At 60.5% G+C, this 19,888-nt stretch carries 17 protein-coding genes and 1 pseudogene; 9 read left to right on the top strand and 9 right to left on the bottom strand.

Annotation, left to right across the window (positions count from 1 at the left end; genetic code table 11):
- Positions 1–129 precede the first annotated feature (129 nt).
- Together JHC99_RS04285 and JHC99_RS04280 are read right to left on the bottom strand one after the other, a co-directional pair.
- The gene (locus tag JHC99_RS04285) at positions 130–1,002 is read right to left on the bottom strand and encodes a MaoC/PaaZ C-terminal domain-containing protein (RefSeq protein ID WP_292152224.1); all 873 of its coding nucleotides are present in this window, start codon (positions 1,000–1,002) and stop codon (positions 130–132) included.
- A 3-nt stretch (positions 1,003–1,005) separates the two neighbouring features.
- Positions 1,006–1,911, bottom strand: coding sequence for an SDR family NAD(P)-dependent oxidoreductase (locus JHC99_RS04280; RefSeq protein WP_292152223.1), 906 nt, complete (start codon positions 1,909–1,911; stop codon positions 1,006–1,008).
- 158 nt (positions 1,912–2,069) lie between these two features.
- Here JHC99_RS04280 and JHC99_RS04275 point away from each other — a divergent pair, with 158 nt between their 5' ends.
- Positions 2,070–2,801, top strand: a complete 732-nt coding sequence (locus tag JHC99_RS04275; protein ID WP_292152222.1) for a helix-turn-helix domain-containing protein — start codon at positions 2,070–2,072, stop codon at positions 2,799–2,801.
- A 10-nt stretch (positions 2,802–2,811) separates the two neighbouring features.
- Here JHC99_RS04275 and JHC99_RS04270 read toward each other — a convergent pair whose 3' ends face one another.
- Genes JHC99_RS04270 through JHC99_RS04245 form a run of 6 tightly spaced genes read right to left on the bottom strand, consistent with a single transcriptional unit; the run spans position 2,812 to position 10,774 of the window.
- Positions 2,812–3,789 carry a nitronate monooxygenase family protein gene (locus JHC99_RS04270; RefSeq protein WP_292152221.1) on the bottom strand — a complete coding sequence of 326 codons (978 nt, stop codon included), beginning with the start codon at positions 3,787–3,789 and terminating at the stop codon, positions 2,812–2,814.
- Positions 3,790–3,811: 22 nt separating this feature from the next.
- Positions 3,812–4,834: an NAD(P)-dependent alcohol dehydrogenase gene (locus JHC99_RS04265; RefSeq protein WP_292152220.1), complete on the bottom strand. Its 1,023-nt coding sequence runs from the start codon at positions 4,832–4,834 to the stop codon at positions 3,812–3,814.
- On the bottom strand, positions 4,822–6,363 hold the full coding sequence (locus JHC99_RS04260) for an acyl-CoA synthetase (RefSeq protein WP_292152219.1): 1,542 nt from the start codon (positions 6,361–6,363) through the stop codon (positions 4,822–4,824). Before JHC99_RS04260 ends, JHC99_RS04265 begins: the two co-directional genes overlap by 13 nt.
- A gap of 19 nt (positions 6,364–6,382) precedes the next feature.
- Positions 6,383–8,200 (bottom strand): NAD(P)/FAD-dependent oxidoreductase, encoded by a 1,818-nt coding sequence (locus JHC99_RS04255; RefSeq protein WP_292152218.1) that lies wholly within the window; start codon positions 8,198–8,200, stop codon positions 6,383–6,385.
- Between the two features lie 58 nt (positions 8,201–8,258).
- Positions 8,259–9,665, bottom strand: coding sequence for an aldehyde dehydrogenase family protein (locus JHC99_RS04250; protein ID WP_292152217.1), 1,407 nt, complete (start codon positions 9,663–9,665; stop codon positions 8,259–8,261).
- Between the two features lie 5 nt (positions 9,666–9,670).
- On the bottom strand, positions 9,671–10,774 hold the full coding sequence (locus tag JHC99_RS04245) for an NAD(P)-dependent alcohol dehydrogenase (RefSeq protein ID WP_292152216.1): 1,104 nt from the start codon (positions 10,772–10,774) through the stop codon (positions 9,671–9,673).
- 435 nt (positions 10,775–11,209) lie between these two features.
- On the opposite strand from JHC99_RS04245, the gene JHC99_RS04240 reads away from it, so the two are divergent.
- Genes JHC99_RS04240 through JHC99_RS04230 form a run of 3 tightly spaced genes read left to right on the top strand, consistent with a single transcriptional unit; the run spans position 11,210 to position 13,131 of the window.
- Positions 11,210–12,106, top strand: coding sequence for an alpha/beta hydrolase (locus tag JHC99_RS04240; protein ID WP_292152215.1), 897 nt, complete (start codon positions 11,210–11,212; stop codon positions 12,104–12,106).
- Between the two features lie 9 nt (positions 12,107–12,115).
- On the top strand, positions 12,116–12,634 hold the full coding sequence (locus tag JHC99_RS04235) for an Lrp/AsnC family transcriptional regulator (RefSeq protein ID WP_292152214.1): 519 nt from the start codon (positions 12,116–12,118) through the stop codon (positions 12,632–12,634).
- Positions 12,631–13,131, top strand: a complete 501-nt coding sequence (locus tag JHC99_RS04230; protein ID WP_292152213.1) for an Lrp/AsnC family transcriptional regulator — start codon at positions 12,631–12,633, stop codon at positions 13,129–13,131. Before JHC99_RS04235 ends, JHC99_RS04230 begins: the two co-directional genes overlap by 4 nt.
- Before the next feature lie 256 nt (positions 13,132–13,387).
- Here JHC99_RS04230 and JHC99_RS04225 read toward each other — a convergent pair.
- Positions 13,388–13,639: pseudogene (locus tag JHC99_RS04225) on the bottom strand (transposase); the annotation flags it as partial.
- Between the two features lie 293 nt (positions 13,640–13,932).
- Here JHC99_RS04225 and JHC99_RS04220 point away from each other — a divergent pair.
- The 5 genes from JHC99_RS04220 (at position 13,933) to JHC99_RS04200 (ending at position 19,751) form a co-directional block, all read left to right on the top strand.
- A complete protein-coding gene (locus JHC99_RS04220; RefSeq protein WP_292152212.1) occupies positions 13,933–15,477 on the top strand; it encodes an AMP-binding protein in 1,545 nt (514 codons plus the stop codon).
- Between the two features lie 46 nt (positions 15,478–15,523).
- The gene (locus JHC99_RS04215; protein WP_292152211.1) at positions 15,524–16,318 is read left to right on the top strand and encodes an enoyl-CoA hydratase/isomerase family protein; all 795 of its coding nucleotides are present in this window, start codon (positions 15,524–15,526) and stop codon (positions 16,316–16,318) included.
- A 43-nt stretch (positions 16,319–16,361) separates the two neighbouring features.
- Positions 16,362–17,600, top strand: coding sequence for a thiolase family protein (locus JHC99_RS04210; protein ID WP_292152210.1), 1,239 nt, complete (start codon positions 16,362–16,364; stop codon positions 17,598–17,600).
- A gap of 31 nt (positions 17,601–17,631) precedes the next feature.
- Positions 17,632–18,777 (top strand): acyl-CoA dehydrogenase family protein, encoded by a 1,146-nt coding sequence (locus JHC99_RS04205; protein ID WP_292152209.1) that lies wholly within the window; start codon positions 17,632–17,634, stop codon positions 18,775–18,777.
- 71 nt (positions 18,778–18,848) lie between these two features.
- Positions 18,849–19,751 (top strand): SDR family oxidoreductase, encoded by a 903-nt coding sequence (locus JHC99_RS04200; RefSeq protein ID WP_292152208.1) that lies wholly within the window; start codon positions 18,849–18,851, stop codon positions 19,749–19,751.
- The last annotated feature ends 137 nt before the right edge of the window (positions 19,752–19,888 follow it).

Raw genomic sequence — 19,888 nt, 5'->3', positions numbered from 1 at the left:
GCGATCGCACGCTCGCCTTTGGCCAGACCTTTCAGGCCCGGGGCGAACCAGCGATTGGCCTCGAACACGGCGCTTCGCTGAAGGCGAAGCAGGGGAATATAGGCCCCAATTGCAGCTATGCCCGCCATCTCAGGCCTCCTCGTATTCAAGATGTCCGTTGTTGAGCGCCATCACGTCGCGTCCGGAAACCCACAGGCGAAACCGCACGCGCCCCGGACCCATGCGCCAGGCCTGAAGTTCCATGTCCTCGCCGGGATAGACCGGGCTGGTGAAACGGCAGTCCAACTGGCGTAACCGCCCCGGGTCATTCGAACAGAACAAGCTCAGCAATGCCTTGCCCACGACGCCATAGACACAAAGCCCGGCCAGGATTGGCCGTGAGAAACCTGCTTCGGCCGCGATCGCCGGATCGACGTGGAGGGGGTTAAGGTCACCGGACAGGCGATAGATCAGGGCTTGCTCAGGTCGGGTTGTGAGGGCTTTGATCTTGTCCGGCTTGCCCTGCGGCATGGGTTCGGCCGTGCGGGATGCCGGGGGATTGCCTGCGTTGCCGCACCCGCCGTCGTGCCTGAGAATTGAAACCTGTCTTGCACTAGCCAATAGCGCGCCACTGGCCTCGTCGAAGATATCCCGGCGACTGGTCAGGAGCGCACCCTTGTCCACGCCCTTGTCCACGACGCTTTCGATGATCAGTTCGCCTCGGACCTCGCCCTCTACCGGCAGGGGGGCGTGCAAGGTAATCGACTGCTCTGCTTGCAACAGAGCCTTCCAGCCAATGCCGTACAGGGGTTCTCGCTGCCAGAAGCCGGGATAGGCCAGGACGACCGCCATAGTCGGAAGGGCTACAAGCCTCTCTTCGTAGACGAAGTCCAAATCATCGCGCGTCTCCGGATCTGATCCTGCGCCGACGCCCAGGGCATAGAGAACCGTGTCGCGCCGCGAGACGACGTGCCGGGTGATCCTGGGCGGCAAACCCACCAAAAAGTGAGGATCGATCGCCATGGATCAGATCGGATCCCAGGAGAAGACGTCGCCGGTCCGCTGGAGGTCGTGGAAGCTGGGGCGCAGCGCCGGAAGCATGTCGGATTCGATGGTTTCGGGGGTCCAGCCTTCCGATCGATGCGTCGATCGGATCGGGCGCGGGACCGAGAACAGGAAGATCTCGTTCTTGCGGACACAGAAGATCTGTCCGGTGACATCCTTGGCGGCGTCTGAAGCCAGAAAGACGGCCAGGGGTGCGATCTTGTCCGCCGACATCGATTTCATGCGTTCCACACGCCTGATGTCGGCGTCCGTCTCTGCCGGGATTGATGCCGTCATGCGACTCCAGGCAAAGGGCGCTATACAGTTCGAACGCACGCCCGAGCGCGCCATGTCCAGAGCGATGGACGTTGACAGGCCAACCACTCCCATCTTGGCCGCGGCATAGTTGGCCTGGCCTAGGTTACCGATCAGACCCGAGGTCGAGGTGAAGTGCACGAACGCGCCCGAGCCCTGTTCGCGGAATTGCAGGCAGGCCGCCTTCGAGGTGTAGAAATAGCCGTTCAGATTAATCCGAATGACGTCATCCCAGTCCACCTGGCTCATCTTGTGGAAGATGCGGTCTCGCAGGATGCCGGCGTTGTTGATCAGGCTGTCGATGCGGCCAAAGGCGCTGACCGCATCGGTGATGATGGAGTCTGCCCCCTTCGGATCAGAGATGTCGGCAGTGTTGGCGATGGCCCGGCCACCCGATGCGACGATCTCGTCGACCACGGACTGGGCAGGGCCCCGATCCTGGCCACCGCCCTCGGTGGAGCTGCCAAGGTCGTTGACGACCACGCAAGCGCCGCGACTGGCGGCCAGCAGAGCAATCTCGCGCCCGATACCGCGCCCGCCTCCTGTAACGGCGACAACCTTATCCTGCAGCATATCCGCCTCCCACGCTTCTTGTTGAAAGCCTTCTACGTGTCCGCATTCGGTTATTCAATATACCGAATAGGATCATTCCGCATAAAGAATGACGCGCGATTGGCGCCTGCGGGCTCTGGTCGTATGAGGGGTGACCCCACGCGCGTTTCGGAGATCTCATGGCTGTCGGCTCGGTAACCAATGCCATCGCGATCCTGCGGCACCTCACGACCATCGAGCCATCGGGCGTCAACGCCATCGCGAGAGAGTTGGGCCTGCAGCCGAGCACCTGCTTTAACATCCTGAAAACGCTGGTAGTCGAGGATTTCGTCGCCTTCGATCCGGTTTCCAAGACCTATTCACTGGGGCAGGAGCCAGGGCGGCTATTCCGACAAAAGCCTGGCGCCATCCAGTGGACCGACTGGATGCGCGAAGAGCTCGCGGCCTTGGCGAAGGATTATTCCATCACCTGCGGCCTGTGGCGGTTGCAGTTCGACCACGTCGTTCTGGTCGAAGTGATCGATAGCCCATTGTCGACGCGGATCCATCTTTCTGTCGGCCAGCGGCTGCCCACCTATATCGGCGCGATGGGGCGCTGCATCGCGTCCCGAAAGGGACTGACGCGCGAGCAGACTGCCGAGGCGATCAAGGGGCTGCGTTGGCAGCAGGCTCCCGATCCGGCGACCCACTGGGCCGAAGTTCAGGCGTCCGCGCGGACGGGATGGGCGATAGACAGCGGGACCTACATGCGTGGCGTCACGACCGTCGCAGCAGCGCTCGGACCGTCGCCCGACAGCGTGTCCCATTGCATCAGCAGCATCGCCTTCGCCGGACAACTCACGACGTCGGAACTGGAGACACTCGGCCAGCGCACCGCCGAGTTGGCCAGGCAAGGAGAGGCGCGCCTATAGTCTGGATACGCTAACGGTGGATCATCGGTACGAGACGCTGATGGATCACCGCCTCGGCCTCGCTGACGATCCGTGCGACCAGATCGTGGACCGTGGGAATGTCGTCGATCAGGCCGATCACCGGTCCGGCCGTCCAGACGCCGTGTTCCGTGTCCCCTCCTGTCAGGCCCTCCAACCCCCTTGCGCCCTTAACCAGATGGGCCACCTCGGCGAACGGTTTGCCTTCACGTTCCAGCGCGATGACCTGCTGGCTGATGCTGTTGCGGGCCACCCGTGCGCTGTTGCGATAGGTGCGGAAGATAATGTCTGTCGCACGTTCGTCCGCATCGACCATCGCCTGTTTGAAGTTCTGATGGATGGGGGCCTCGCGCGTGGCGCAGAACCGTGTGCCCATGTTTATGCCGTCGGCCCCCAGGGCCAAGGCGGCCGCAAGACCACGCCCGTCACCGAAGCCGCCACTCGCCAGCATCGGGATGCGAATGCGGGCGGCGGCGGCGGGTATCAGGATCAACCCGGGAATGTCGTCCTCGCCGGGATGCCCGGCGCATTCGAAACCGTCGATCGACACCGCATCCACGCCCATGCGCTCGGCCGAGAGAGCGTGGCGAACGGCCGTGCATTTGTGGATTACCGTGACCCCGTGCTGCTTGAAATGCTCTACATGTTCCTGAGGCGCATAACCTGCGGTCTCGACGATGGTGACGCCGCTTTCGATGATGGCGTCCCGATAGGCCGCATAGGGCGGCGGCGTGATCGAGGGCAGGATCGTCAGGTTTACGCCGAAAGGCTTATCGGTCATGTCCCGACAGCGCGCGATCTCGGCACGCAGGGCGTCCGGGTCTGGCTGGGTCAATGCCGTCAGTAGGCCCAGGCCGCCGGCGTTCGACACCGCCGCGGCAAGCTCGGCCCGGCCCACCCATTGCATGCCGCCCTGGACGATGGGATGCTCGATGCCAAGCAGTTCGGTGATGCGTGTACGAATAGCCATACGGATCCCCTTCGGTGCGGCGTCAACCGACCGGATTGACGTCGATAATGATCTTGCCGACGTGAGCGCCGGCGGCCTGATGCCGGAAGGCATGCGCCAAGTCTGCCAAATCGAAATGGCGGTCGATGACCGGACGAATGCCGGTCGCCTCGATCGCGCGGATCATGTCTCGCTGATGCTGGTGACTTCCGACCGTCAGGCCGATCAAGCGCGCCTGTTTGCGCATTATGAGGGCTGTGGGAATCTCTGCAGATCGACCGGTCAGAACACCGATTACCGCTATATGTCCGTTGTTTCGCACGGCATGGAGAGATTGCCCAAAGGTTCCGCTGCCCCCCACTTCGACGATGTGATCGACACCTTGCCCGTCGGTCAATTCGTACACCGTTTTGGCCCAGTCAGGCTGGTCGCGGTAGTTGATTCCGAAGTCAGCCCCCATGGCGCGCAACTGCTCCAGTTTCTGGTCGCTAGATGAGGTGGCAATCACGGTCGCACCCATCGCCTTCGCGAACTGGAGAGCAAAGCAGGAGACCCCGCCGCTGCCTTGCACCAGCACAGTATCGCCCGGCTTCACCTGGCCGTTGACTGCCAATGCTCGCCACGCCGTGACGGCCGCGCAAGGTAGAGTAGCAGCTTCTGAATGGCTGTAACCTGCGGGGGCTCGCATGACGCATCGGGCAGGAACATTGGCGTAAGACCGGGCGTACCCATCCCGGTGATCGCCCATAATGCTGTGGCGCTCTTGGCGGCCCAAACCATCCTGCCAGTCAGCGTAGAAGGTGCTCGTGACACGGTCGCCGATCTGAACGTTGGTCACCCCGCGACCCACCTCCACGATAACACCGCTAGCATCTGACAGTGGGATACGCCCCGCTTCTGCGATCAACATGCCCCTGACAACGGCTAAGTCGTGGTAGTTCAGCGAACTCGCGTGAATCTCCAAGGTGACTTCCCCTGGACAAGGAGCGCTGCGATTTGACGCGCCGATCATCAAGCCATCAATGGTCGCTGGCTGCCCGATTCTGGCCTCGATCATCGTGACCATTCTTTCTGCATTTGCTGTGCCGGTGCGAGTAGGCGGCGTTTCATCAGCTTTCCATTTGGTTCACGAGGTAAGCAGGGCTCAAACCTGAGCGCCGCAGGCATCTTTGCGGTGCTCAAGCGCGTCTTCATGAACGCCATCAGTTCTTCGCGAAGCGCGTCCCCAGGCGCAGCGCTCGGTGTCAGTTCCACGATAGCCAGGGGCCGTTGGCCCATGTCATCGTCGGGCATACCGATCACCGCGGCGTCCGCCACCGATGGGTGTTCGACAAGAACATCCTCGATCTCCTGGGGATATACATTGACGCCCCCGACGATGATCATGAAATCCTTGCGATCGCACAGGTAGAGGAAGCCCTCGGCATCGACGTATCCGACGTCACCCATCGTCCGCCAGCCGTGGCTGTTCACGCTCGATGCGGTCTTTTCCGGCGCATTGCTGTATTCGAATGCAGGCCCGTCCTCGAAATAGACGTCGCCCACCTGGCCTGGTCCGAGCACGGCATCAGCATCGTCGCAGATCCGCAGTTTGCCAAGCATGGCTCGTCCTACGGAACCCTTATGTGTCACCCACTCGTAGGGGGAGATAGCGCACATCCCGATCGCCTCGGTGCCGCTGTAATATTCATAGATGACGGGCCCCCACCACGCGAGCATGGCCTCCTTGACCGGTATAGGGCAGGGCGCGGCGGCGTGTAGGGCGACTTTCAAACTCGACAGGTCGTAACGAGCCCGGACTTCGGCGGGCAGTTTCAGCATCCTGATGAAATGGGTCGGCACCCACTGGGAGTGCGTGACCTTGAAGATCTCGATCTGCGACAGTGCGTTCTCGGGATCGAACTTCTCAAGGATCACGACCGTGCCGCCGACACGCTGGACCGCCATCGCCCACCGCAGAGGTGCCGCATGATAGATCGGGGCTGGCGAAAGATATCTCGTGTCTCCATCGATGGCGTACAGCTTGATCAGCCGGCCGGTGTATGGGTGATCCGCGCCTAGATCCGAAGATGGCGACAACGCCGTCTTCACGCCTTTTGGTCGTCCGGTTGTCCCTGAAGAGTAGAGAAAATCCTGACCTGGGTGCTGATCGCTGATCGGGGTGGTCGGAAGATCAGCGATCACCGGTTCCAAGGCGCGAAAGCCATTCACTGCGCCGCCGACTGCGAGCAGGGCGATTGCCGGCATCTCTGTTGATAAGGCGTGAACGTTAGGGCCTGCCGAGGCGGAGACGATCAGCGCCTTCGCGCCGGAATCCATCACGACATAACCCGCTTCAGCGGGCGTCAGACGGTTGGAGACACACACATAGTAAAGCCCTGCACGCTGCGCGGCCCAGATCAGCTCCAGAAAACGGGGGTGGTTGTCGAAATAAAAGGCGATGACATCACCGATTTCCAGGCCAAGGGATCGCCACAGATGGGCTCCCTGATTGGATCGCTCATCAAGCTGGCGATAGGTAACGGCTTCTCGGGTCGCCGCCATGATGTAGGCGACCTTGTCAGGATGGCTCCGCGCCACAATCGAGGGGTGCATGTTTGTCTCTGGAGCCGATTCAGGTCTTGGGCGCGCTTGTCGGCAACAGGTCGTTCTGGATACCGGAACGCCGCCATTCCTCCAGCAGACCGACGTATTCGATAGGTCCGCCGCCATAGGCGCCGGCGAACAGGGGATCGCTCCCGGCCTTGCCTTCACCGTTGTAGCTGCCGGGAGTGCAGCTCAGAGTATAGGCGGGACTGTAATGGGACTTAGCGGCGAAGGCTTCACCCCAGGCTGCTTCGGCGGCCTGAGTGACTTCAATCGTTTCACGCCCTGAGGTCAGCGCGTCCTTGATCATGGCCACGGCATGGCTGGCCTGCTCGCCGAACATATACGGCAGGTTAATGGTGATCGCAGCCTGGCGAAGCCCACCGATGACGAACAGGTTGGGAAAGCCGTTGGTCAGGATGCCGTGAACGGACTGCACGCCATTGGCCCACTTGTCCCCGAGCGCCACGCCGTCGCGTCCATGCAGGCCGAAGCCACCGGACTTGTCGGTGCGTGCTCCTAACTCGAAGCCGGTGGCGAAGACGATACAGTCGACCTCATATTCCTTGCCGTTGGCCACCAAGCCAGTCGGCGTCACCCTCTCGACGCCTACCCCTTTAGTATCGACCAGAGTGACGTTGGGACGATTGAAGGTCTCTAGATAGCCGTCGTGGAAGCAGGGGCGTTTGCAGAAACGACCGAAGTAGGGCTTCAGGCCTGCTGCGGTTTCAGGATCGTTGACGATCGCGTCGATCCGCGCTCGCGCGCCCTCCATCTTGCGAGCATCTGTCAGCTCCATCTGGTCGGCAAAGCTCAGTGTTTCGGCTTCCGCCTCGGTCACAAGCGGCTGGGTCGCCCAGATCGACGTCCAGCGATCGCCGATCATGTCCTCGGGCTGGGGAATGCCGGCCATGAGGAGATCGAAATTCTCCATCCTTTTCTTCTGCCAACCGGGTGCCTGAGCGGCGAACCACGCGGAATCGGTCGGGGCGTTGCCGCGCGACTCGATGACAGAGGGCGTCCTCTGGAAGACATACAGGTGCTGGGCCGACGCACCGAGGTGTGGGATGCACTGGATGCCCGTCGCACCCGTTCCGATGACGGCGACACGTTTGTCGCCCAGCCGCTCCATGTTACCGGCAGAGTCGCCGCCGGTGTAGTCATAGTCCCACCGCGACGTGTGGAATGTATGGCCCTCGAAGCTTTCGATGCCGGGAATATCGGGTACGCGCACCTTGTTGAGCGGGCCGCTTCCCAGCATAACGAACCGCGCCCGGATTTTGTCACCGCGATTGGTCGAGACCGTCCAGCGCCGTTGCTCGTCGTTCCAGCGGACATCGGAGACCTGGGTCTGGAAATAGGCCTTGTCGTAGAGGCCAAATTTCCTGCCGATCGCCCGGCTGTGTTCCAGGATTTCTGGCCCCTTGGCGTATTTCTCGGAGGGGACATAGCCCATCTCCTCGAGCAGCGGCATATAGATGTAAGCTTCGACGTCGCAGGCCGCGCCTGGGTACCGGTTCCAGTACCAGGTTCCGCCAAAGTCGGACGCCTTGTCGATGATGCGAAAGTTCTCGATCCCGGCCTGGCGCAGCCTCGCGCCGGCCAGGAGTCCAGAAAAACCGGCGCCGACGACCAAGACGTCGACATCTTCCGACACAGGATCGCGGCGCAGGTCGTCCTGCGCATAGGGATCGTCGGTGAACCGCGAGAAAGCGCCGTTCAGCTCGATGTAGTCGCCGTACGTCCCTTGTTCGGTGCGGCGTTTGCGCTCATCGGCATATCGCGCACGCAACTGGTCGAGGTCGGGCGTGGCCAGTTCGACGGTCTTTGATACTGTGTCGTTCATGTCTTCTCGCAGGGGGCGGCGGCGATGGATCGCGCGTGTCGTTGGGAACTGCAGATGGCTATCGCTTCGCCATCACGAAGGTCTGGGGGCTGACGTATTCCCTCTGGCCGTCGACGCCGTTCTCGACGCCGATGCCGGACTGTTTGCGTCCGCCGAAGGCCGCGAAGGGTGAAAGGTACTGCCCGTGATTGATGAAGACCGTGCCAGTGTCCAACCGCCTTGCCACGCCGATGGCCACCTCATCGTCGGCGGCCCAGACCGAACCGGCGAGCCCAACATCGACGTCGTTCGCCCGAGCCACAACTTCATCGATGTCGTGATAGCGAAGCAGAGGGAGGATGGGCCCAAACTGTTCTTCCCGGACCAGCCGGCTAGTGTCGGGCGGATTGTCGATCAGGACGACGGGGCTGAAGAAACCGTCGCCCTCATGCGGACCACAAGGCGTCAGGAAACGATGACCTTCGGCATGGCTTTCGCGGATCAGGCCTGCGATCCGGTCATGCTGGGGTCGATTGTTGATCGGCCCCAGGCGAACGCCGGGCGTGGCGCCATCGCCCATGGGCGTGTTTGCAGCATAGGCCGACAGTGCCTCGGCCATCCGGTCATAGATCGCGTCGTGGACATAGAGACGCTTGGTCGCGATACAGACCTGCCCGTTGTTCATGAACGCTGACCAGAACAGCTTTTCCGCCGTGGTCTCCACATCGACGTCCGGCAAGACGATGGCTGCGTCGTTGCCGCCCAGTTCCAGCGTCAACCGCTTCAGGGTCGACGAGGCGCTTGCCATGACTCGTCGACCGGTCTGGGTCGATCCGGTGAAGCTGATCTTGTCGATACCCGGGTGCTCGGTGATCCAGGGGCCCAGATCGTCACCGCCGGACACGACGTTGAAGACCCCGTCCGGGAGAATGCCAACGGAAATCTCACCAACCAGAAGCGTCGCCAGCGGCGTGAATGGCGAGGGCTTAAGAACCATGGTGTTGCCCGTCAGCAAGGCCGGGGCGATCTTGAAGGCCGCCAGCAGCAGGGGATAGTTCCACGGCGAGATCGCGCCCACGACCCCCAGTGGCAGGTGGCGTGTCTCGACCCGGCGATCCGGCCCATCCTCTGCGACATGAACCGGCAGGTCGATGCGAGCGTGCGTCTTGATAACCCCGACTAACGCGGCGACCTCGCTGCGTGCATCGTTCAGCGGCTTGCCCTGTTCGCGGGTCAGCAAGTTGGCCAACTCGTCAGCCCGGGCTGCGATCGCGTCGGCAAAGGCGATCATCAAATTGCGTCGATCCTCAAGGGGCCGCGCGGCCCACTTCGGGAAAGCCCTGCGGGCGGCATCGACCGCGCTGTCGAGTTCGGCTCGCGTGCAATCGGGCGCCTGGGCGAACACCTTTGCCGTCGCCGGGTTGACCACTCGCAGGGCGCTTTGCCCGGCGACGGACTGGCCATCGATCGTCATCTTGAAGGTCATCGTGGTCAATCCAGCGTCAGGACGGCCTTGACGCAGAGACCCGCGGCCTGGTCAGCGACCGCCTGATTGATTTGCGAAAAGGGATAGGTCGTGATCAGCCGATCCAGCGGCAACTGGCCCGACGCGCACAAGGCGATCATCTGAGGGATCAGCACGTCGGGCAGGCTGTCGCCCTCGATGATGCCTTGGATCGACTGGCCATACACGACCATGGCCTTGATATCGCCGGGCGGCGGTCCGCCTTGCGGAATGCCGACGCAGCCCAGAACGCCCTGAGGCCCCAAGGCCTGCATGGCGGATTCCAGTGCGTCGGCACGACCTGTCGTGTCCAGCACAAAGTCCAGACCTTCCGGGCGTTTCTTCCTGGCGATCTTGACCCAGTCATGCTCGGCAAGCGGATCGATCGCCAGGGTCGCGCCCAGCTCCATCGCCAGATCGCGCCGGGCGGCGACAGGCTCGACGACCATGATGGTTTCGCAGCCGACGTATTTCGCCGCGATGACCGCGCTAAGCCCAACCGCTCCTCCACCCACCACCAGCAGGGCGGACTCCGCCTTGCAGCAGAACGAATTCAGCACCGCGCCGACCCCGGTCTGAAAGCCGCATCCCATCGGCGCGGCCAGCGAGAAATCGGTGCACCCGTCGAGCCGGACGACATTGGTCTCATAGGTCAGGGCGTGAGTTGCAAAGCTGGACTGCCCGAAAAAGCTTGAACTGACTGCAACACTCTCAACGGAGATGGATTGCGTCCCGTCGGGCCTGCTGCCGGCGTAGTTAAGATTCGGCATCGTCGTGCAATAGGCGGGGTGGCCACTTTTGCATTTTCGACATGCGCCGCAATGTCTGAACGTCAGGGCGACACGGTCGCCGACCGTCACCTTGGAAACGGCGTCTCCGGTCGCGACGACAATGCCCGCGCCCTCATGCCCCAGGACAGCGGGCGGCTTGAAGCCGGGGAATCCCCCATGCTGAGCGTAAATGTCAGTGTGGCACACGCCAACAGCCTTGATCTCCACCAAGATTTCATCAGGACGTGGGTCGTCAAGCAGGGCGTCAGACAGTATGAAGTCTTCCCCGCTGGCTGCGACCAGCGCTGCGGTGATCTTCATCTGATCGCACCGAGGTCAAACGCCGGGAGCCCTGGTCTCGCCGTCTGCGATGAAACGTAGCTTTCCGTCTCGCTCGTCATTGTTTCGTCCCTGGACCGGAAGCTTCGCTTCTCATTGCCGAAATGCGACGCGGTCCTGTGATCCCGCCGTTCCATCAATGAAATCTCAATATGCGCTCTCGTCAAGCCCATAAATGTGCGCATAGTTATATATCTAACGAAGAACTAGCATCTTTGCGGACTCGCTAAGCGTCTGGCTGGGCAGGCCGACGTGTCTTCATGTAATTTCTCGGCGACACATATTGACAGGATGGTGCGCATATAGAGGTATAAATCCAATGGGAGCAGATAACGCGTCCCACTTATCAAAAATAGGGACGATAAATATGAATTCCTGCAATGTGATACCGGGCCGTATTGTGCGGGGATCCATCTGATGGCGAGCCAAGCTCTTGTTGAACTGAAGCGCCAAATTGCGGCCCAGCCATTCCCGGATGACCTGATTGAATCACGGATTCAGTATGACGCGCTCGGCGGCCAATTTCCGGTCCGGGATGGCATCGTCGCCGAACTCTCGACACTAGGAGGCAGGCCGTGCGAAATCTTCGGCGACCGTGCCCTTGCCTTGGCGAATGGCGCTCCAGTCACCCTCTATCTTCATGGGGGCGGCTATACGATCGGCTCTCCTAAGACGCACCGTCATGTCGGGGCAGAGGTCGCATTCCTGACGGGTGGAGTAGCGATCGTCCTCGATTACCGCCTTGCGCCTGAACATCCGTGCCCGGCAAGCACCGACGATACCGTTGCCGCCTATCGTGACCTGTTGCTGACTTATAAGCCTGAGCAAATCGTCCTGGCGGGCGACAGCGCGGGTGGCGGACTGGTCATCGATGCCCTTGTCGCGATCCGCGACCAAGCGTTGCCTAATCCCTCGTGCGCCTATTGCCAGTCGCCTTGGGTCGACCTCGAATGTGTTGGCGAAAGCATGGACTCCATTGCAGACGCAGATGTCCTGCTTCGCCGTGACTTCCTGCTGGTCCAGGCCGAGCGATATCTGGGCGGCCGGTCAGGCCAGGATCCGCTTGCCAATCCCCTGTTCGCGAATCTTAGGGGCCTGCCCCCTATGATGATCCAAGCGGGATCTGCAGAAATCCTTCTGGACGATGCTATCCGTCTTGCGGAGCGCGCAGGAAAGGCAGGAGTCGAGATTACGCTGGAAATCGCGCCGGACATGCTGCACGTCTGGCCGTTCTTCTTTCCGGCACTGCCAGAGGGTCGAGAAGCCTTGGGTCGCGGTGCCGAGTTCATTCGGAAGCGGGTAATATCGGCATAGGAACAGAGTTTGAAACGGGAAGGACGCAAGCCTGTTGCCAACGAGACGGCCGACCACACCCCGAGCAGAGACGGCTTGAGGCGTATCAGCGCGCTTGATCGGCAGATAATCGGTATCCTATCTCGTAACCCCCAGATCCCTAATCGCCATATGGCAGAGGAGCTGGGGGTTTCCGAGATTACCGTTGCGTCGAAGATCGAGTCCCTGATCGTTGACGGCGTCATCAAACTGACGGTGCAGAAAGATATCCGCACCTCGGGCTATGCAGTTGTTGGGACGGTCGAAATATTCGTCAGGGGAACATCCGTTCAAAACGTTGCCGAAGCCCTTGGCGAAATGCCCGAGGCCATCGCCGTGACCATCACTGTCGACGATCCGCAGATCATCGCGCTGTTCGCAGCAAAGGACCTGCCGCACTTCAACCATCTGGTGGAGCACGACATCGGATTGATCGACGGGGTCGCGCGCGCGGACACTTCAGTCTTCATGGACATGTTGTTCATACGCCCGGGGATCGGCCAGCTTTGACCATAGAAATCACGCTAGATGCGACCGACGAGAAAATCGTCGCGCTGCTGCGAGACAACGGTCGGATGAGCAATCGTGCGGTGGGCCGCGAACTCGATCTTTCCGAAAGCGCCGTTCGCAAGCGGCTCAAGCGTATGATCGATGCCAACGCGATCGCCTACGGCCTGATTGTCGACGTCAGTGCGTCTGGGATGACCTCTGCGGGCTGGTTGAAGGTCAAGGTGAAGCCGGGCCATGCGAGGGAAGTCGCCGACTTACTGGCGGGGTCGGACCAGTGCGTTCTCTGCGCGATCACCTCGGGCGAATGGGCAATAAGAGCCTACGTCTATGCCGAGACCGCCGCGGCAATGGCGTTTCACCTCGAGGAACTTCTCGGTCGTGACGGTGTCATCGGAGCGCATTTTCGCCCCACCGTCGGGCATACGCGCCACCGCTACGAGTACGTCATCCTGTCGCAGAGCGAACACATCGATCGATGGCGAGTGGCATCCATTTAGACAGGGCCTTCCATCTCGATACTGGTTGGATCATCGCCCTCATTACCCAGGCCGGATAGCGTCAACCCCCTTTAACTGCTCATCGACGGGGGTCGATGCGGTACTGGGCTCGTGCACCAAGATGCTCGCGCAAGATCGCGCCCTCGTAGTCGCGGTGACATAGCCCCGCTTCTGCAGGATCGGGACGCTGTCGACCAAGAGGTCCAACACGTCGTCATAGGCGTCAAGGATCATTTCGTAGGCCAACTGCAGGCGCCGCCGCCTCTCGACGCGCTGGCGGCGTCACCACTTTTTCCTAGCGAATCCCTCAGCGCGACGTTGTCCAGCTTCGAGTCCGCCAGCATCCGCTTCAGCTTGGCGTTCTCATTTTCCCGCGCCTTCAGCCGCCAAGCCTCCGACACGTCCGTGCCGCCACACTTGGCCTTCCACTGTAGAAGGTCGGCGAGCTCAGGCCATGCTTCCTGCATAGGTCCGCCACCTGAACACCAGACTCCTGCTTGCCCAGAATGTTCTATTCTGCTGTGAACCGTGATCGCGTCCTTTCGCGGGGCGGACTCGAGAGGTTCCGGAAGGAGTTCTCGGGAGTCAGGTTGTGACCTAACGACCTCTTACCACCAACCAGCGAGCTATGAATAAAAGGAATAGATATGGTGTCTATCGAGTTGGACACATATCAATTTTTGGCGAAATGTGGGTTTCAACAAGGCGAGAAGTCTTTGACCGGGAGAGGAGCTCCATGCCTAATCATCTTGTAATGGCGGTTCTATTCCGAGGCTCTTGGGTTTGTGCGGGTGACGTTTAATGGAGGTCCGTACTCAACTGCGACGTGCAGCCGGTTATTTTTCGTCCGAAGTTGCACTGGTTCACAACGAGCGACGTCTGACGTTTGCAGAAGCCTGGTCGCGTGGCGTTCGTCTTGCCAATGCCTTGGCGGCGTTGGGACTTAAGCCGGGCGACAAGTTTGCGACGCTTGAGAAGAACTCGATTGCGGCAGCCGACAGCTTCATTGCGTCTGCCATCGGCAACTTCGTTCGCGTCCCGCTTTATGCTCGCAATCGACGCGAAGCGCACGGCCACATGATGCAGAGCACCGGGTGTAGGCTGGCACTGGTAGACTCCGATCTGGCATCCGAAGTTGCGGGCCTCGACACCGAGATCGCATTGTTGGAACGGATCGTCATTCGAGATGAAGGTTACGAAGATTGGCTGGCGTCCGCGTCAGATAGGGACCCCGATCCAGTCGTTTCGCCGGACGACTATTGCGTCATTCGTCACACCGGCGGCACTACCGGCAAACCAAAGGGTGTCGCCTATCGCCATCGCGCATGGATGATGATCTGTGCGGCGTTCATCGAGGGAGGGCCAAGCATTCACCCCGGCGACGCCGTTTTGCATGTCGGTCCGCTTTCCCACGCTTCGGGTTTTATGTTTCTGCCCGGCTGGTACGGCGGAGCCCGGACGGTGATGATGGACAGCTTCGACCCAAGGTCATTTCTCGACCTGCTTGAACGGGAAGAGATCACGCACGGCTTTGTTGCTCCGACAATGCTGAACGCTTTGACACATTACGAAGGGTCTTTCGGCCGAAGCTTTCCGAGGCTCAAATGGTTGTTCAGCGCCTCGGCGCCGATTTCGGAAGCCACGATCCGCAAGTCACGCGAGATTTTCGGTGATCACGTCCTCCATTCGGGCTATGGCCAGACCGAGATCCTGCCGATTGCGACCATGGGTCCGCACGAGTGGTTTGCCCAGATCGAAGGGTCCACACCACTACGGGCCGTCGGTCGGCCAAAACGCGGTGTGGATGTCGAAATTCGCAACGAGGATGGGAAAACTCTTGGGCCAAACGAGCCCGGTGAGATCGTCGCCCGATACGACGGCGCGCAGATGGATGGCTTCTGGGACGATCCTCAGGAGACGGCAAGCCGGATGGTCGATGGCTGGATAAAGACCGGCGACGTCGGCACGATCGACGCAAACGGGTTTCTGTATCTGCTCGATCGCAGCAACGACATGATCGTGTCTGGTGGCTTCAACATCTATCCAACGGAGATTGAAAGCGTCATCGCCGACCATCCCGCAGTGCTCGAGGTGGCGGTTTTCGGCATTCCGCATGAGAAATGGGGCGAAACCCCACTTGCGACTGTACGCGTAAGATCGGACGCCCAAGTCACCGAAGCTGAGCTGGTAGCGATCGTTTCAGCACGATTGGGTTCCGCGAAAAAGCCCAGTCAGATCGTATTCACAACCGATCCTTTGCCGCTCAGCAACGTCGGCAAGGTTTTGCGCTCCAAGCTTCGAGAACCGTACTGGGTCGGTCGGGCCCAGCGCATCTCGGGCGCCTGACGCTGCTTCGAGCCCGAACCAGACACCGATCGGTGCGTGAGGAATAATGCCCTACAAGAATATCCTGATCGAGAAGCAGGGGCCGGCTCTCTGGATCACGTTAAACAGGCCAGATGCCCTCAACAGCCTGTCCTCGGAATTGGCAGCGGAAATCGGCGCGGCGATCGAGTTGGGCGAGTCCGATCCGGCCGTGCATGCTTTGGTTTTCTCGGGCGCGGGTCGGGCCTTCTGTGCAGGAGCCGATCTAATTTCGATTGGCGGAAATGCCGAAAGAGATACGCCCCATGTTTCCTTGGGCGCGTTTCTAAATGAGCTCGGCAAGGTTTTCAGCCGGATCGAAGCGTCTCCTCTTCCCGTCATCGCAGCAGTGAACGGGTTGGCCTTAGCCGGCGGACTGGAGCTCGTGCTCTGCTGCGATCTGGTTATCGCCAGCCACGACGCGAAGTTTGGTGATGCTCATGCGAACTACGGACTTTTGCCGGGCGGGGGCGGGTCAGTCCGGCTGCCTCGCAAGATCGGCATGCCGCGCGCGGCTTATCTGATGATGACGGGCAAGAGCGTGTCGGCTGCGGAAATGAAAGAAGCCGGCCTTGTGGCCGAACTAGCCGCGCCCGAAGATCTCGTGCAGCGGGCTCAGGCGCTGGCTGAAACTTTGGCGGAAAAGAGCAGACCTGGCCTTTCCTTGATCAAAGAGATGGTCCTGGCGGCCCAGGACGCTTCGCTTGAAACGAGCCTACGCCGCGAGCTTGAGATCATGCAGACTCACTCATCTTCCGGCGACATGGCCGAAGGGCTGGCCGCGTTCCGCGAAAAGCGGAAACCCCAATTTACGGATCGATGACAAGTGTGATCGCCTCCCTAGACAAACAGACAGAGGTCGAACGATGAGCGATATTTTCATCACGGGGGTCGGCATGACCCCCTTTGGCAAACAGTTAAGCACCAGCTTGAAGCAACTGTGCGCCGACGCCACGGTCCTGGCCCTAGCGGATGCGGGTTGTGAAGCCAGCGCCGTGGAAGCCGTTTTTTTCGGCAACTGCGTTCAGGGCCACATGGAAGGCCAGGACATGATCCGGGGAGAGATCGTGATGCGCGCCATGGGCATCGGCGGCATTCCTGTGGTGAATGTCGAGAACGCCTGCGCGACGGCATCGACCGCCTTGCATATGGCGGCGGCGTACGTCCGTTCGGGCGCTGCGGACATTGTCCTCGCGTTAGGCGCAGAGAAAATGTTCTCGCCTGATAAGGCCCTGATGTTCGGAGCGTTCGACGGCGCATGGGATGTGCATGAGGTGGACAGCACCCGCGATCGTTTGCTGGTCATGGGCGAGGGCGTCGATGTCCCGACAGGGAGCACATCGGATCAACCCTATAGCGTGTTCATGGACGTTTATGCCGGAATGGCCCGCGCGCACATGGCGAAATATGGGTCAACGCAGGCTCAGATCGCCGCGATCTCGGCCAAGAACCATATGCATTCGGTGCACAACGAGCTCGCGCAATACCGCATGCCATTCACTGTAGACGGTGTGCTGGCCGCACCGCCGATTGTCTTTCCCTTCACGTTGCCTATGTGCTCGCCGATCAGTGACGGCGCATCCGCCGCGATCGTCTGCAATGCAGCCGGTGTGCGCAAGCTGAGAGCGTCGCGTGACAGGACGATCAAGATCCTGGCCTCGGTTCTCAGAACCGGGACAGAGCGTGATCCCACCGACTATGACCGTCACGTCAGCAAGCTAGCTGCGACAACAGCCTACGAAATAGCTGGTGTGGGTCCGGGCGAAATGAACGTCGCTGAAGTCCACGATGCGACTGCGGTCGGAGAGATGATCGAGATCGAGGCGATCGGTCTGACGCCCCCTGGCGAGGGTGGGCTGGCGGCCGAACGCGGAGAGACAGGTCTTGGCGGACGCATTCCCGTCAACCCGTCAGGAGGCCTGGAGTGCAAGGGCCATCCCATCGGCGCTACCGGACTCGGTCAGGTCTATGAACTTGTGCTCCAACTGCGCGGGGAAGCCGGCTCGCGACAGGTACCGGATGCTCGTCTTGCGATCGCGCAAAATGGTGGAGGCGTTATCGGGATCGAAGAAGCCGTGGTCGCCGTGACGATATTGGGGCGCTAGCGCCTCCAACACAGCAAATCAGGATACCCGCATGAACCTTGATATGTCCGACGAGCAGCGGATGACGGTGGAGAATATACGCCGTTTTCTCGACACTGACCTCGAACCTGAAATCCGCAAGCATGGCGAAGGGTTCATTCCAAAGCCGCTCATGAAAAAATGGACGCAGGCGCTGACCGATTACGGCCATATCACCGCGCCGCAGGCTGCCGAATGGGGCGGTTTCGAAATGGGTTGGCTGACTCATCTGCTGGTGTTTGAAGAGGTCGTCTACTCATCGCTCGACGTAGCGATCCCGGGCTTCATCAACGCGGTCGGCGCCGATCTGGTGCGGCGTTTCGCGTCGGAGGAAATCAAAGAGCGTTATCTAGCCGACGTCATTAGGGGCGAAAAGTTCATTGCCATGGGCATTTCCGAACCGGATGTCGGATCTGATGTCGCCGCGGTCGCCACGCGTGCGGTTCGCGATGGCGATTACTGGGTGATCAATGGCGAAAAGACCTGGATTACCAATGGTGCCTATTCCGACCTTCTGATTTGCACCTGCAAGACAGGTGAGGGCGAAGTCTCGCATATTCTGATCGACCGCGAGGAAAGTGGATATGAGGTCCGCGATATTCGAAAAATGGCACTTAATGGCCAGTCGACGGCGCAGATATTTCTGGCAGATTGCCGCGTGCCGGTGGCCAACACGCTCGGCCGCGTCGGTGACGGCCTGCGCAACACCCTCCAGGTCTTCGAGATTGCTCGCTGCCATATGGCGATGTGGAGCATCGGAATCGCGAGACGAGCGATGGACGAAGCCATCGCTTATGCGCGCGAGCGAACCCAGCACGGGAAAAAAATCGCTGGCCACCAACTTGTCGCCGACAAGATCGCGTCCATGGCGACGAAGATCGATGCTGCGCGCCTTCTGACCTATCGCGCGATCATGATGGTCGATGCCGGAAAGCGCGGGGATACGGCATGCGCAATGGCAAAATGGTACGCCACTGAGATGGCGGTTGAGGCGACGCGTGACGCGCTTCAAATCCACGGCGGCAATGGCGTAACCAAGGATTTCATTGTGGAGCGTCTTGTTAGAGAGGCGATCATCTGCCCGATCCCGGATGGCACGACTGAAATTCAGAAGCTGATCATCTCGCGGTCGCTGACCGGCATCCAGGCATTTCGATAGTCGGTACGGCAGACGATTTTTTTGCACTCGGTCGACGTGGCCCTCGCGCGATGGCGCAAGAAGGACGGATTATGATTTCAACTCTTCGTTTCGATGGAAAGGTCGTGATTGTTACGGGTGCGGGTGGCGGCCTGGGCCGACAGCACGCGCTGATGTTCGGCTCACGCGGCGCCAAGGTTGTCGTCAATGATCTGGGTGGAGATGAAAAGGGCAACGGGCAGGCCGCAGACGCCGCCGACAAGGTCGTTGAAGAAATCCGCAAGCTCGGCGGCGAAGCGGTGGCGAGTCACGCCTCGGTGACTGACGGTGCGAGCATCGTTCAGACGGCCGTCGATGCCTTCGGGACCGTCGACGTGGTCATCAACAATGCCGGCATCCTGCGCGACGTCTCGTTTCATAAAATGACCGAGAGCGACTGGTCTCTTGTCCAGAACGTGCACCTGAACGGATCACGATCGGTGACGCAGGCGGCTTGGCCGATCCTGCGTGACAAGGGCTATGGCCGCGTCGTCATGACGACCTCGGCTGCGGCGATTTACGGCAACTTCGGCCAGGCGAACTACGCAGCGGCCAAGCTCGGCATTCTGGGCCTAGCCAATGCGTTGGCGCAAGAAGGTCGCTCGAAGAACATCCTGGTCAACACCATCGCCCCGATCGCAGCGTCGCGCATGACCGCAACGGCCTTCTCTCCCGAGTTTCTCGATAACCTTCGACCGGAGGCGATCAGTCCGTTGGTGGGCTGGCTGGCGCACGATCGATGCACGGAAACCAAGGGCCTGTTCGAAGTAGGGGCTGGCTATATCGCCAAGCTTCGCTGGGAGCGTTCGCTGGGTCACTGTTTCGGGTCCAGCACATCGTTCTCGATCGAAGATGTTGCGCGTGAGTGGGACAGCGTGACTGATTTCACTGACGCCGAACACCCTACAGACCTCGACGCTAGCCTAGAGGCCATCTCAAGAGCTCTGAAGGCCTAGTACTCGATTCAGAAAGACATGAAGCGTCATTCGTCGGATTTCCACGTCGCTTCAATCAATCGCCCACCTACAACCGCTCTTCGTGATGAGGGCTAGGAATAAGTGGGTCGAATTTTGCATTGGACGCTGGGCCAGAA

The organism is Brevundimonas sp. (assembly GCF_016463485.1).
Taxonomy (GTDB): Bacteria; Pseudomonadota; Alphaproteobacteria; order Caulobacterales; family Caulobacteraceae; genus Brevundimonas.
The sequence above is the reverse complement of the archived record's forward strand: the minus strand, read 5'-3'. Positions and strand labels throughout refer to the sequence as shown.